This is a genomic window from Pseudoalteromonas sp. MSK9-3, from assembly GCF_003590335.1.
GTDB lineage: Bacteria > Pseudomonadota > Gammaproteobacteria > Enterobacterales > Alteromonadaceae > Pseudoalteromonas.
In genome coordinates this window covers 43,965-58,836 of record NZ_MIET01000004.1, presented here as the reverse complement: position 1 = coordinate 58,836, position 14,872 = coordinate 43,965, and the positions used below count along the sequence as shown (strand labels likewise).

Here is a 14,872-nt window from a genome sequence, read left to right as displayed (position 1 = left end):
TTGAGCACGGTAGCACTGCTCTCCCAATACAATACATGATAAGTGTGCGATGAAAGCGCAAAATAGTAATAAATAACGGCCTGTTTGTTGTGTAAGTAATGTCATTTTTTTCCCTGCTAGATTTGGCTCTGAAAAAGTTACTTTAATTTTTATAGTGCTGTATTTACGCCGTAAATTTGGAAATCAATACCGCATTCAAGCGTACAGGAGGGCGACTTTTAGTCAAGATTGTTACTACCAACCTCTACATTACTTTCACATTATTTGCACTTTGTGTTGTCACTGTTCAGATCCCGAAGTCTTAAATATGCTGGATGTACTATGAGCAAGCAACCTTATTTACTGAGCGCTTTTGCGGCGCTAACTGTATTTGTGTGCAGTGTCGCTGCCGCGTCACCACCGCCACAAAATAAGAGACCGCCAACAAAGCCGCCACAAATAGAAAATCAGCTTGATAGCGAATTGCGTGCCTTGATCGCTCAGTTTGAACTAACTGGGCATATATTAGGGCAAGATACCGGACCGAATATTCACGATCCGATCCCTCAACTGGGTATGCAGCTGTTTTTCAGTAAAGCACTCGGTGGTGAAAAAAGTGTGGCGTGCGCAAGTTGTCATCATCCTAAGTTGGGCGGGGGAGACTCACTGAGCTTACCTATTGGCGTGAATGCCATTGATGCTGACACAGTCGGCCTGAGTCGTCAGGCGATGAATGATGAAATAGATATTCCGAGAAACTCACCAACAATATTTAATGTTGGATTAGCCACTCAAGCCTTGTTTTGGGACGGCAGAGTCGAAAAGGTTAGCCAAGTAGATGAAGCCGGCAATATCAGTGCATTTATTAGTACGCCAGACTCTGGATTTGGGGTTGCGGATAGTAACGCTGGGGACTCATTAGTTGAAGCGCTATCTCGTTTTCCTGTGACGTCAGTACAAGAAATGCGAGGCAACGCGTTTGCCGATGCGTCAAGCAATGACGATGTACGCAGTCACTTGGCGCAACGGATTGGAGATTATGGTGTAGAGTCTGGAGGGTTGGCTACCAACGAATGGTTAACTGAATTTAGAAAAGCATTTAACAGCGAAGCTGATGCGCAGTCATTGATCACTTTCGATAGTATCGACTTGGCGTTAGGGCAATATCAATCCTCATTCATATTGGTTGATAATGACTGGAGTCGTTATGTGAAAGGGAATAATAATGCATTAAAGCCAGCACAAAAGCGTGGCGCGAAGCTCTTTTTTACCCAAGCAGCGGAGGGCGGTGCTGGTTGTGTAAACTGTCATGGTGGCGAGCGGTTTACCAACGATGGATTCTTTAATTTGGCTTTTCCCCAGTATGGCATTGGCAAAAATGATGACAATGCTGATTTAGGGCGGGGGTTGATAGACCCGCAGATACAAAACCAATTTGCCTTTCGAGTACCGAGTCTATTGAATATAGCTCTAACAGCGCCTTATGGTCATGCAGGCGCATATGAAACTTTAGATCAAGTGGTTGCGCATTATGTCGACCCAGCTACCGCGATTGACGCATTTTTTGAACGAGGGGGCGCATGTGGGTTAAAGCAGTTTGCGCAAACGAGTGAGTGTGAGTCTCTTAATGAAAATGCACGAGTTAACAGCCAAACGGCATTAACGTTATTGCAAAGTTCACCATTTGTTGTAGCACCACTTAATAGTGCGCAGCAAAAAGACTTAGTAGCATTTTTACGCGCATTAACCGACAATTGCGCTAAAGATAAACGGTGTTTACAAAAATGGATCCCAGGCCCTAAAACTGTCGACCCAGATAACTTGCGTTTAAATGTACTAACTCGTCATAAAGGATAAAGTGTAACTCCATGAAAGTGACTATACGTGTCAAATTACTGTTGATGATATTAATTGCTAACTCGGCACTGGTGTTAGCAATTTACATTGCAAATCAAATTGCGTTTGAAAAAAGCTTTGCGCAGTATGTGCAAAGCAATGCGCGCGATAAAATGCAAGTGGTGATTGTGAAAGTGGTAGAGACGTATAAAGCACAAAATGGTTTTTCTTGGGTACGTCACCGCTCTGCGCAGTTAAGTGAAATCATGCAGTTGTATCGCCAAGTGAATGGAGATAATACAAGCCGGCCTCCAAAGCGAGGACGCAAGCCTGAAGATGCTCGCCCTGCTGGGCGGGAATACCGCCCTAAACGAGGAGACATGGACGCAAGTGACAGGTCATATCGTCGTCCACCGCCGCAAAATGAAGCGCGTCCAGGGCGAAAGGGACCACCAAGAAAGGGAGAGAGGCCAGCGTCAAACCGGCTCATATTTAAGTTACCAAACGGTCAACTATTGATTGGTAAAGCTGACATGGCCCACTCGGCGCTATGGTTACCTATGTATAGTGGTGATGATAACGCGCAAACGAAAGGGCAGGGAGAGTTAATTGGTTTCATTGGGATTGAAAATGGCACTTTGGTTACGTCTCGTTTTGACTCGATGTTTGCCAAACAACAAGCGCAACAGTTTTTACACATTGCGCTTTTGGCTTTGTTAGTCACGGTTATTTTAGCCATTCCATTTAGTAAATATTTAGTACAACCCATTATACGACTGCGACGAAATGCAAGGCGTTTAGCGGGAGGAGACTATGAAAATAAAGTTGTATTAAACCGTCGAGATGAGCTCGGATTGCTGGCACGTGATATGAATAAGCTGGCAGATACTTTGGCGCAAAATCAGACGGCCAGACAACAATGGATTGCCGATATTTCACATGAGCTACGTACACCTATTGCGGTAATAAGAGCCGAATTAGAGGGGATGATTGACGGTGTTATTGATACTGATGAAGCACAGTTAAGCTCTCTTTATGAAGAAATAGAACGACTTACTAACTTGGTAGATGATTTACACCAATTGTCGTTATCGGATAGGGGAGCACTCACTTACAATATGATGCCTTGTGAACTGAGTGGGGTATTAAATCGCTGTATTGATAAACGCAGTACGGGGCTTTCACTATTTGAGATAACAATGAGATGTGATGATAAGTTGACATTACACTGTGATCCGCAGCGAATTAGCCAGTTGTTTGATAACTTATTGCAAAACACCATTCGGTATACAGATGTGTCAGCACAAAAAAATGGGCAGTTAAGTGTCACTGTGACGCAAACGTCGGATAAAACACAGGTAATATGGGAAGATAGTTCACCAAGTGTTGCCGCTGAGCAATTGCCCAAGTTGTTTGATCGCCTTTATAGAGTCGACAGTGCTAGAACCCGTCAAGCGGGCGGTTCGGGACTCGGCCTCGCAATTTGTACCAGTATTGTTGAGGGCCATCAAGGGACAATACGAGCAGACTTGAGTGATCTGGGTGGACTCGCTATTATAATGGAGTTTTCTCACTAAAACGGACTGCAACCTTTGGATAAAACACGCATATTAATTGTTGAAGATGAGCCTAAGCTGGCAGATATTCTGAGTAAATATTTAGAAAAAGCAGATTATGAAACACGTATTGTTGCTGATGGGGCCGATGCTGAGCATGCGTTTTCAACATTTGATCCACATTTAATCCTTCTCGATATCATGTTACCGAACGTAGATGGAATTGAAATTTGTAAAATGGTGCGTGCTAAATCTAATGTACCAGTCATAATGACGACCGCAAAAGTAGAGGAAATTGATCGGCTACTTGGCCTAGAGATTGGCGCAGATGACTATGTGTGCAAACCATATAGCCCCAGAGAAGTTGTCGCTCGTGTTAAAGCGGTACTGCGCCGAGTGACGCTGAACGGTAATGGTCAAAAGCATGATATAGAAGATAAGCTTAGGCTAAATGAAGATACGCTCTTCGTGTCATTTTTAAACAACAGCGTAAGTTTTACCCATGTTGAATTTTTACTCTTAAAATCAATGCAGTCTCACCCAGGGAGAATTTATAGCCGAGATAAGTTGATGAATCATATTTATGATGATGATCGCATTGTCAGCGACCGTACTATTGACAGCCACATTAAGAAAATCCGTAAAAAGTTGCACGGTATCGCGCCTGAGCATGAGTTTATTCATTCAATTTATGGTGCTGGCTATAAGTTTGAGGCACAAAGCGAGTAATGGGTGGCGTAAATTCAGCATTAGATTATTTAATCACCGCTATATTTGACCTATATGTGCAGTGGTAAGCAAGGTGAATTAGCCTTACGGATTAACTTCATCTCCCGCTTTTTTTATAATAATAGCCTTGGTTTAACATTCATAGCAGTTCAATTGCGCGCTCTGATGCGCGCTTTACATTAAAGCGGGAGAGTGGGACAATAAAATGTTCCTATTTTGTGTTTTTTGCAGAATAGGGTCATTTATAGTTTTTAAATCCCCGTCAAAGAGTCCAATTTAGACATAATTAAATTACGAGAAAAAATGAAATATTCTATTTTAGGTGTAGCCGCTTTATTACTGCCTTTATCTAGCTATGCGCAAATGCAGTTCAGTTCTGAGCTATTATTGGGTAAATCTCAGAACGATATTTATTCTCGAACTGAGTTTAACAATAATAAAAAGCATTATTCGTCAGATCTTGTCACTAATTCTTTGGGTGTGAGAGTCGGTGTAAAGTTTTCTGATTATATTTCTTTTGAGCTATCAAAGCATTTTCATGGAGAGGGCAAAAACGAAACGACCATTAATGTTTATGCACCTTTAGATTATCCATTCTTTGCACAGGGCAGTGAAAAAATAGAACCTATTTCAAGTTACAAATTACCTGTTCCAATTGAGCTTGAGTCTACTCGGTTGGGTATTAAAGCTCAAACACGTTTATTTGATACGGTGTCAGTCAATATGAGGCTGGGTATAGCCCATTGGGGTTATCAAGCATCGACACCTGCAAGACTGACTTTCCCCAGAGCTGGGTATGACATGAAAAAAAGTGGTAATGATGTATTTTATTCAGTGGGTTTGGAACACCAAATAACTGAAAATTGGTATGTTGGCTTTGAGTATTCACTAATGAAAATTAACGAAAGCGATGAATACGTAGAGATAGACGGTATTCCACGTACTTACCACCATGATGTAAAAGATGCCGCGTTTATCCTCGGTTGGCAGTTTTAAAGTAGTCTAAGGGAGTATGCAAAGATCATTGATTGATGCACTATGAGTCAATCTTAAGTCAATGCGTCACTCCCTCTAAAAAATAATGGACTGTAAGGAAGGGTATTGTTTGCCCCTTTTATTACAAACCCGGCCTAGTGTTACTCGGCTTTTTCACTGTAGGGTTCAGCTTCTCTTAACTGAAAGCTAAATTCAGTGCCCACCCCGATTTTACTTTGGACACGAATATCAGTTTTAAGCAGTTTAATTAATCGTTCAGTGATGGCAAGTCCAAGTCCTGCGTGTGACTTTTTACACCCTTTTGAATTACTGGCACGGTATCTTGCTTCAAAAATATAAGGCAGCTCTTTTGCCGAAATGCCTACCCCAGTATCTTTTACAGTTACGGTTAGGTGTTCACCTCGCTGATTAACTTCGATTTCGATTGCTCCCTCTTCACCAGTGTGACGCAGTGCATTCTCAATTAAGTTTGTCAGGACCCGCTCTAATTTACCGATATCAGAATAGGCTTTTATGTCACATACCGTAGGGGATATGGTTAATGACACCCCCATTTTATCTGCGCGAATAGCAAATTTTGCCATGACATCGTATAGCAGTTCACCTAAGTTAAAGACCTCAAATTGCACGTTTGCATGGCCTGATTCTAAATGGGCTAATTCAAAGATTTGGTCAATGAGAGATTTGAGTTGATCGCAATTTTTTAGTGCAACCCCCAAATGCAGGGCTTGCTGTTCAGGATCATGTTTTTTCAATGCAATAATTTCGAGATAGCCTTGCAATGATGCCAAGGGAGTGCGCAAGTCGTGAGATAAATGCGCCAATAGCTGACGACGTTGATCATCTAATTCTGCAAGCTGTTTTACTTGAAGATCAATGGTTTTGACCATGTTATTGACACTTTCACCAAGCTGATGAACTTCGTTACTATGGGCTTTATTCCAATTCAGTAAGGTAATTTTACTGATATCAAATTGAGCGTGCTCTAATTGTTGTATATGTTCCGTCAATGCGGCTACAGGGCGCGTTAAATATTTAAAAAGGAGCAGGAGTGCGGTGAGTAAAAACGCTAGCGCCAATCCTAACCAACTCAGCCCAATAATTAATTGGTCGTTGCCTTTTATGTTACTAATAATTGAGTCATAAAGTTTTGAGCCAATAATAACGTATAAGTATCCTTGCAAGGTGTCACCATTGTAAACCGGTGCGACAGAAAATATTTTTTCTCCACATTCATTACGTGGGTCGTCACCATAAACCGGAAGTTGCTCAGGTTGATCAATTAATTTAATTAACGGAACAAGGTTGATAGTCTGACGTTTTACTTCGCCGGGTTTTGCTGAATATGTCAGTAATTTCCCACTAGGATCTACAAAGTAAAATTCAAATGACGGACCAAGCACCATTAAGGTGTGAAATAAGTTTTCTAGTGCTTTGTAATCATAAACGCCTTGCTGAAGCAAAGGGTTATCGCCAACCAAGTGTTCAGCTAAGCCCATATGTAGCTGTTGCTCTGCTTGGGCACGCGAAACTTGCGATAATGCTTGCGTCCACCAAATAAATAAAGACGCAATTAAAATGAAAATCCCCGCCAGTGACATAGCAAGTTTATGATATAAAGACAGTTTCATGGCTTATGCCTGTGTTAGTTGTTTCGCATTGAGCTTGTAGCCCACGCCCCAGACGGTTTCAATAACGCCTTCTCCGCCATATTTTTCAAGTTTACTGCGCAGCCTGTTAATGTGTGAGTTAACGGTATGTTCGTAACCCGAATGTTGATAACCCCAAACCGACTCAAGTAGCTGTGTTCTTGAAAATACTTGATTTGGGTGGGCTGCGAAAAAGTGCAGTAACTCAAACTCTGTTGCGGTTAAGTCGAGTGCTTGAGCGCCTAAACTAGCCTCATGACACACCGTATCAATACTTAATCGACCTAGCTGTAAGGGTGCTTGTTCTGTGTGTGTAGCTTGATTCTCTTTGGCTTGAAGTAACCTTACATGTCGCAGTTGCGCTTTGACTCTGGCTTGAAACTCTCTATAACTGAAAGGTTTACAAATATAGTCATCAGCGCCCATCTCAAGACCAATAATACGGTCCATTTCACTGCTTTTAGATGTTAACAACACAACGCTAATATGGGGCGTCGAAGTTTTAATTTCTCGGCAAAGGGTTAAACCATCCACCCCAGGCAGCATAATATCGAGCAGCACAATCGCATAATTTCCTTGGTGTAACTTATCCATTGCGCTTTCTCCATCAAACACATGATCAACGTCCAATGATAATTCAGTTAAATGAACTTGTAGAAGACGCGCGATGTCTTGGTCGTCTTCTACAATAAGTACCTGTTGTTGCATAATGTGGCCTTTTCATCGCCCACACAGTGCGTATAGGCGTTATTTAACTCTTGTTATAGTCACGGCCATGAGCGGGTTGTCGAATTTATGTTCAGATGTTAGTACTGACGTACTTAATCCATCATCATTACTGACAACTCCCGGGTGCATAGCCACTTTATCAATGTCATCACGTAGCGAATTAAAGCCTTCACCGCCATCTGCTGGGCCAGGCATTGAACCACTGCTCTCTGAGTTGGCTTCAGTACCTGAGTCATATGCTCGGGTGTTCATTTTAGCGTAGTCGCCAACAGCCATCTGAGAAACATCGATGCTATTAAGACCGGTAAAGCCATCATTTGTATTCACCATCATGCTAATTAACGATATTTTTTGATCGGTTAAGCTTGTTGTGGTTAACATCAGCTCGGTCATTGACCCAGGTCCAAGCGGGGCATCGCTTGAGGCTGATGCGTTAACAACAGACAAACCAAGTAACCCTGAGTTATCTCCGCCTTCGGCCAGTTTTTCTAGTTCTTCACTGGCCATTTCACCAATGGTCCAAAATTGGCCTGTGGTGTGCAGCGCTGCGCCAAGTGGTGATAGCGGTTGCGCATTGGTTAAATTAAGTGCCGTGACCTTAAACTCATATTGCGTTGGAGTTGGCTCAGGAGCGGGTGGTACTGGCGTCACTACCATATTATTATCGTTATCACTGCCACACGCAGCGAGTAACAAGCAAGCAAATGGTATTATTGGGGTTAACTTATTCATAATATGCCCCTTATTTAACCGTTACTGTCACTTTAGCAACAGGGTTTAACCAGCGGTGAACCGTGTTGTGTAAGTCGCTTTTTCCACCAATGGCTTCATCGTCGCCGACGTTACCGCGGTGAATATGCACCATAGTATTCGTTTCTGTTGTGGTTAAGCCACTGCCTTGGGTGCCCGGAGCTGCGCCAGGAGAGGCTGGGATCCCAGGCGTGCCTGGTGCACCAGAACCATCAACAACCAATTCATTGTTTGCTTCGGTACCTGCATCATAGGCATTTAAATATATGTGGTATGTGCCGGCTTCTGTCGGGATCTTCCAAGCATCTAGGCCAACGAACCCATCGTTTGTTGGTAGCATCATTGCGACTATAGATAAGGTGGTGTTATTTTCTGTTGTGCTTAAACTGCCCATAGCAGAACTGGCTGGAGCCAATAGGCCCTCGGCAGGATTGGCAAGCTTATTGGCATTGATACTATCAAGTGTTGCTGATAGCGCATCAATACTACCCCCTTCGGCCATTGCTTGAAGAGCGTCAGAGGCAGCTTGGCCTGTTTGGAATAAATGCGCATCGCTACTATGAGCACCGATTAATATTGGTGTGAAGTAAATCCCTTGGGTGAGGTTGGTGATTTTTACATCTATATCAGCGGCATTTGCTGCTGACATTGCCAATAAACTGCTCGTGCATACAAGTGATAGTAATTTTGCCTTCATGATATTCTCTTTCTTGGTTGTTATGACAGGACTAAGGATGCAGGCTAAATGTCTCGCTGATTTCACCGAAATATCACGTTTTTATCACAATCTTGGCGCAAGTTAGTCACAGTGCTTTTAGTTGTTGATTTTAGGATAAATAAGCCGCTTATGAGTGCGGCTTATTTTTGGTAAATTATTTTATTGCCAATAGCCCAGTGCCATTTCTGTGGTAAAGCCAGGGCCAAATGCAGCTAAAATACCTTGTTCCATACTACTTCTTTGTGAAAATTGCCGTGCGAGAACATCTATTACAGCAACACTTGAGGTATTGCCTGTTTCTCTTAGGCATGCGCGAGAGTGCGTTAGTGCCTCATCTGATAAGGCTAAGCAGCGAGTTACTTCGTCTTGGATACGTCTTCCACCGGTGTGAAATATATAAAAATCTAATTCGTTAGGCTTCTTGTGTGCGTTACTAGTAATAAATTCGTCAATGTGTGGCGCCGCTTTGGAAATCGAGTGCATCACGTCTTTATCTAGCGAAAACTTAAATCCAGAGTCTGTTAATGTGTATTGTATATAAGCTTCGGTATCACGCATAAAGCAGCTTTGATTGTGTGTGACATGGAACCCACTGCAATCGTTATCTGCGCGCATGACGACGGCGGCAGCACCATCTCCAAAGAGTGAATCGGTGATGAAGTCTTGTAATCGATCTGCGCTGCGGTGAAAGCACAGTGACGAGGTTTCTAAGGCGACGATCAGCACATTATTACGTTTTGATGCTTTACAGTGCTCTGTAGCGCGATTGATAGCCGATGCACCAGCAACACAACCCAGTTGCGCAATGGGCAGTTGTATTGTGGTTGCAGGTAAATCTAAATCATTTATTAAGCAAGCAGTTAAAGAGGGCATCATAAAGCCGGTACATGATGTCACAACGACCATGGTTATGTCTTTGGGTTTTAATAAAGCTTGCTCTAATGCTGTTTTAGCGGCTTGACATGCCATCTCTCTGGCTTGCAGCTCATAAATGGCGCCCCGTTCGCCAAAATCTTGTAACGTTAAAATTTGCTCAAGTGGCAATATCATATGTCGTTTTTCAATGGCCGAATTTTTGATCATTTTGAAAGCTTGCTGCTTGTGTGGCGCGTCATGATGCAAGTTATCTAAAAACGAGAGCATATCCTGATTGGTGACAATATTTTCAGGGTGCAATATGGCAGGTCTGGCGAGTGTGGGCATGTTATTTTCCTTAATCAAGTTGTATAGAGGTCCGTGCGTTAGTCACTTACCTCGTTGGTGTATTAAGGTTGGAGTATTTTTTAATTTAATTCATAACGAAATTATAACAATTAAATAACAATGACTGTATTTGTACCTTTTTTATGCGGTTGACTCGTTTAAAGCCAAAGTAATTACAAATAAACGGAGTTTTCGATAAAGTTGATGGCGCTCAGTAAAGAAGCACTGTAAGTAGCGCCAAATCAATGGTAATTAATGCGGCTATGCCAATACGCAATCGAAGGTTCCACTTTGTCAGTTGAAGCGCACTTTGATTGCGCTTTTTAAATTTGGCCTTACACAGCATATGTTCAGACATAATGCGGTCATAACGAGACACCGTTTGGCCGAGCTCACGACTTTGCGTTGTTACAGTGTGTTGCATGTTTTGGATGCGAATACGCTGTTGACTGAGCTGTTGTTGCAACTGGCTTCGGTATCGGATCAACTGAATTGATAGCCGTTGCAATCGACTGACATGTCGTTCTAAGCGTTTGTTGATACGAGCCAATGCGGATATTTTTAACTGCGATTGCGCTTTTATTTGTGTGAATTTTCTAAAAAAACAGGTGTAGAGGGCTTTATACCGACATAGTTGTAACTTGAGGTGCTGGTTCTCTTCCCTTAGCGCTGCTAGTTCGCTGTCATTTTTAAAAAAACGATGCTGAAACAAGGATATGATGTGCTTTGTGGAATGCGGGTTTTTGGCTATGGGAGACAGTGCGTGTACAGGCTTTATTGTCGTATCAGGTGTCATTGTTCGATCCTTTAAACTGAGTTTGACGCTACAAAATGAACTTTACATTGATGTAATCGTTCATTACATATTCCCATTGTATGTGCGTTTGCTGACTTAACACTTAATAGATACCCGTGGCGTAAAAAGGCGTTACTTTTTTCTTGTTTTCATGATGTAGTGTTCACATAGTTGTGCACATGCGACATCGGTTACAGGGTTTTGACTGCTGCTGGCACGGATCAAGACAATATCAACAATAGGTAAAGCTGGTAGCGTGTCACATGTTAAAGGTGTTAGGTCCCCAATACTGAGCTGCGCCATAGCACCAATGGCAAGCCCACTTCTGACAATACCGCGTTGTGCACTTGCACTACCACTACATGCAATGATTTCAAAAGCACGATTTTGTTTATGTAGCCCGTCGGTTGCGGCTTGGTGAAAGCGACAATCGCGTTGAAATATGGCAATCGGTAATGGGGTTTTACTGTGGGCGTTAAACTGTGGGTTGTGTGTCCATACACCGGGGCTTGACTCTAATTTATAGCCCTCTTCTATGTCTGAACCCCGCGTAATGATCCCTAAGTCTAGATGACCGCTGTCGATCATAATTTTGACTCTGTTGCTGGGTGTACAAGTGATTTGTAAATCGAGGTTTGGCCAATAGGCGTGAAGTAAGGAAACGAGTATTGGTAATACTGATTCAGCATAATCATCAGGGCACCCCAAGCGTAGCAATGTGCTTGGCTGAGCTGTATTCATTTGTTGTAACGTTTCGTCATGTAATTGCACTAACTGCTTAGCGTAGCGCGCAAATATTTGGCCATCGTGTGACAGGTTGAGCAGTCTGCCTTGTTTTTGAAAGAGTGTTTTATTTAAATCTTTCTCCAACTTTTTCATCTGCATACTGATGGCCGATTGTGTTCTGTGAACTTGCTTTGCCGCACGAGTAAAGCTGCCTGTTTCGACAAAAGCGAGAAAACTTCTTAATGCATCAATATCCATAACATTTCTTAACCTATTAGATATGTTGATAGGTTATATCAAAATAATCCGTTAGTCAGTAGCAAAAATAATGGCTAAGTTAATAGCAACTTAAATAAAACAAGGTCAGGCTATGCAGCTATTTATAGGGAACAAAAATTATTCATCATGGTCATTGCGAGCATGGTTAATGCTTGCTAAATCAGGGGTTAACTTTAGCGAGGTAAAGCTTACTTTAGATACGCCTGAGTTTTACAAGCGACTTGAGAGTGTGACGCCTACTTTAAAGGTCCCCACGTTAATTGATAATGAGATAGCGGTATGGGATTCGTTGGCAATTTGTGAATATATCAATGATGCTTACATGTCAGGTGCTGGCTGGCCATCAGAACAGTTGATGCGAGCTAAAGCGCGCGCATTGGCGTGCGAAATGCACTCTGGCTTTAATGGCATTCGAAATGAAATGCCGATGAATATTCGTGCTACACGATATGTTGAGTTAAGTGAGCAGGCTAAAAAAGACATCACGCGTATAGAGCAAATTTGGTGTGATCAAATGCAAAAATTCGCCGGACAAGGCGATTGGCTATTTGGTTCGTGGTCTATCGTTGATGCCATGTTTGCGCCAGTGGCTTTACGCTTTAAGACTTATGGGATCACTTTGAATGAAGATGCATCACGCTATATGGAAACAGTGTTAAATTGTTCTGATTTACAATGTTGGATAGCCGATGCACTTAAAGAAACTGACATTGTGGCGATTGATGAAGCGGGCAAAGAACGGGAGTCATAATATGAAAACAGTAGGCTTAATTGGCGGAATGAGTTGGGAGTCTACCGCCAGCTATTATCGAATAATTAATCAGGGGATTAAAGCGCGTTTAGGTGGCTTGCACAGTGCGAAAATTGTGTTGAACAGTGTTGATTTTGCAGAGGTAGAAGCGATGCAACAAGCTGGTGATTGGCAGTTAAGTGCTGAATTGTTAAAAAGCTCAGCACGTAGCTTAGAGGCCGCTGGTGCGCAGTGTATTATGATTTGTACTAATACCATGCACAAAGTGGCAGATGAAGTCGCAGCCACGGTGTCTTTGCCTTTAATACATGTTGCAGATACAACAGCCCGGGTACTTATTGCCAAAGGCGTGACCAAAGTTGCTTTACTTGGCACAAGGTTCACGATGAGTGAACCCTTTTACAAAACTAGGTTAGAGCAGCGAGGAGTTGATGTGGTTGTCCCCACCGATGACGAGCAGACAGTGATACATGATATTATTTATCAACAGTTATGTTTGGGTGATATTAGAGAGGATTCTAAACAGCAGTATCTTGATATCATTAACTTGTTACAACATCAGGGGGCGCAGGGCGTGGTGTTAGGCTGCACTGAAATAGGGTTATTAATCTCTCAGCAAGATACAGATATTCCATTGTTCGATACAGCTGAAATTCATGCCAATGCGGCTGTAGAGTTTGCTTTAAGCTGATAGTGTGCTTGGGTCATGTCAACAGTATTAACGGCGGGAGTTAATACTGTTGTTTTCTAACCTCAGGTTTGGGAATAGAAAATGTTTTGAAAACAAACTTAACTACAATCCAATGATGATATTTTGCTCAATATCAAGGCGCTTTTATGCCGTCATAGCGGGCTATTGCAAATGAAAGCAACGCCGAGAGTGAGAAAAATAGCTTTATTGGGCAAATTCGCTTATCCAGAGCTGAGGTTATCAAGAACGGTTCATACTTAAAGTGCATAATTAAGATAAATAACAGGCTATTAGCCGATTGATTTAGTGCTCTGTTAGGTTATCATCAATGTCATCTGCCTTGTTAAATTTGAACTATGGACACGTCACCCAATCAGCATATTCAAGCCATTGTGCAAACAATTAAATCAGAAGAACAGCGAGTTCGGTCGAAATATTCCATTTTAGCTTATCAAGATATGCTTGGACTGCTGTTTTTACTGCTGTCTTTGTCAGGTATGTTAGGCGTGGCATGGTTGTATTTTATTTCATATCTTCCTGTTTTGTTGAGTATATTTATTATCGCGCTGCTGACATCGGTCGCACATGAAGTAGAACACGATTTGATCCACAAGTTGTATTTTAAACGACACCCCTTTGTCCATAATTCGATGATGTTGATTGTGTGGTTAATGCGACCAAATACCGTTAACCCTTGGTATCGACGAACGATTCATTTACATCACCATAAAGTGTCGGGAACTGAGCAAGACATAGAGGAACGTTTGGTTGGAAATGGGGCTAAAAATCCCATACTTAGATTTATCTCAATTGTTGATGGTTTATTAGGGTTAATGCTCTCTCGAAAGCAATTTAAACAAGAAATAGACGGGTTTAAGTTTTTTACCGTTTTTAATGCTGGGTTTCCGATCACCACCGCATACTTTGGGGTTTTGTATGGCTTTATTACCTTTCATAGTATTGATTGGTGGTTACAAGGAAGCGTCATTTATCCCGAGTGGGTAGTAAGTGGGATGGCGTGGGTTGACTTTTTAATGGTGGTTTTAATTGCACCGAATATCATTCGCTCTTCAAGCCTGAACTTTATTACGTCATCTATGCATTATTATGGTGGGGTGCGTAATATGTTACAGCAGACCCAAGTGCTTACCCATTGGGTATTTGCGCCATTCCAGTTATTTTGCTTTAACTTTGGTTACACACACACCATACATCACTTTTTACCCAATCAACCTTTTTATATCCGGCAATTAATTAGTCGGCGGATATTGCCGGTTATGAAACGTCATGGTGTACGTTTTAATGATATCCACAGTCTTAAGCGGGCTAACTTTTACCATGCGGCAGAGACAGCGCCAGTCAAACACGAGTAGCATAGTGATTAACCTGAACCTTTCCAAGGTTTCAGCAGGAGGCTAGACAGAATTTACACTATACTTTGATGAACGATGGCTGGGTCTAAATTGGGGTCAACTACATTATTT

General features: G+C 42.2%; 14 protein-coding genes. 7 read left to right on the top strand and 7 right to left on the bottom strand.

Features of this window, described 5'->3' with window-relative positions; genetic code table 11:
• Positions 1-321 precede the first annotated feature (321 nt).
• The 4 genes from BGP78_RS00665 (at position 322) to BGP78_RS00650 (ending at position 5,096) form a co-directional block, all read left to right on the top strand.
• Positions 322-1,836: a cytochrome-c peroxidase gene (locus tag BGP78_RS00665; RefSeq protein ID WP_119859600.1), complete on the top strand. Its 1,515-nt coding sequence runs from the start codon at positions 322-324 to the stop codon at positions 1,834-1,836.
• 11 nt (positions 1,837-1,847) lie between these two features.
• On the top strand, positions 1,848-3,392 hold the full coding sequence (locus BGP78_RS00660) for an ATP-binding protein (protein WP_119859599.1): 1,545 nt from the start codon (positions 1,848-1,850) through the stop codon (positions 3,390-3,392).
• Positions 3,393-3,407: 15 nt separating this feature from the next.
• On the top strand, positions 3,408-4,100 hold the full coding sequence (locus BGP78_RS00655) for a response regulator (protein ID WP_119859598.1): 693 nt from the start codon (positions 3,408-3,410) through the stop codon (positions 4,098-4,100).
• A gap of 303 nt (positions 4,101-4,403) precedes the next feature.
• Positions 4,404-5,096: an outer membrane beta-barrel protein gene (locus BGP78_RS00650; protein WP_119859597.1), complete on the top strand. Its 693-nt coding sequence runs from the start codon at positions 4,404-4,406 to the stop codon at positions 5,094-5,096.
• A 140-nt stretch (positions 5,097-5,236) separates the two neighbouring features.
• On the opposite strand, the gene BGP78_RS00645 is transcribed toward BGP78_RS00650, so the two are convergent.
• From BGP78_RS00645 to BGP78_RS00615, 7 genes are all read right to left on the bottom strand, one after another.
• Positions 5,237-6,727, bottom strand: a complete 1,491-nt coding sequence (locus BGP78_RS00645; protein WP_119859596.1) for a cell wall metabolism sensor histidine kinase WalK — start codon at positions 6,725-6,727, stop codon at positions 5,237-5,239.
• 3 nt (positions 6,728-6,730) lie between these two features.
• Positions 6,731-7,453 (bottom strand): response regulator transcription factor, encoded by a 723-nt coding sequence (locus tag BGP78_RS00640; protein ID WP_119859595.1) that lies wholly within the window; start codon positions 7,451-7,453, stop codon positions 6,731-6,733.
• Positions 7,454-7,492: 39 nt separating this feature from the next.
• Positions 7,493-8,206, bottom strand: coding sequence for a spondin domain-containing protein (locus tag BGP78_RS00635; RefSeq protein ID WP_119859594.1), 714 nt, complete (start codon positions 8,204-8,206; stop codon positions 7,493-7,495).
• Positions 8,207-8,216: 10 nt separating this feature from the next.
• Positions 8,217-8,921 (bottom strand): spondin domain-containing protein, encoded by a 705-nt coding sequence (locus tag BGP78_RS00630; RefSeq protein ID WP_119859593.1) that lies wholly within the window; start codon positions 8,919-8,921, stop codon positions 8,217-8,219.
• 180 nt (positions 8,922-9,101) lie between these two features.
• Entirely contained in the window at positions 9,102-10,145 is a 1,044-nt protein-coding gene (locus BGP78_RS00625) for a type III polyketide synthase (RefSeq protein ID WP_119859592.1), read from the bottom strand.
• A gap of 211 nt (positions 10,146-10,356) precedes the next feature.
• On the bottom strand, positions 10,357-10,941 hold the full coding sequence (locus BGP78_RS00620; protein ID WP_119859591.1) for a hypothetical protein: 585 nt from the start codon (positions 10,939-10,941) through the stop codon (positions 10,357-10,359).
• A 132-nt stretch (positions 10,942-11,073) separates the two neighbouring features.
• A complete protein-coding gene (locus BGP78_RS00615) occupies positions 11,074-11,925 on the bottom strand; it encodes a LysR family transcriptional regulator (RefSeq protein ID WP_119859590.1) in 852 nt (283 codons plus the stop codon).
• Positions 11,926-12,037: 112 nt separating this feature from the next.
• Between BGP78_RS00615 and BGP78_RS00610 the strand changes: the two genes are divergently transcribed.
• The 3 genes from BGP78_RS00610 to BGP78_RS00600 all read left to right on the top strand — a co-directional run bounded on the left by BGP78_RS00610 (position 12,038) and on the right by BGP78_RS00600 (position 14,761).
• The gene (locus tag BGP78_RS00610; RefSeq protein ID WP_119859589.1) at positions 12,038-12,697 is read left to right on the top strand and encodes a glutathione S-transferase family protein; all 660 of its coding nucleotides are present in this window, start codon (positions 12,038-12,040) and stop codon (positions 12,695-12,697) included.
• A 1-nt stretch (position 12,698) separates the two neighbouring features.
• Complete coding sequence (locus BGP78_RS00605; RefSeq protein WP_119859588.1) at positions 12,699-13,388, top strand: aspartate/glutamate racemase family protein; 690 nt, start codon at positions 12,699-12,701, stop codon at positions 13,386-13,388.
• A gap of 356 nt (positions 13,389-13,744) precedes the next feature.
• Complete coding sequence (locus BGP78_RS00600) at positions 13,745-14,761, top strand: fatty acid desaturase (protein WP_119859587.1); 1,017 nt, start codon at positions 13,745-13,747, stop codon at positions 14,759-14,761.
• Positions 14,762-14,872 lie beyond the last annotated feature (111 nt).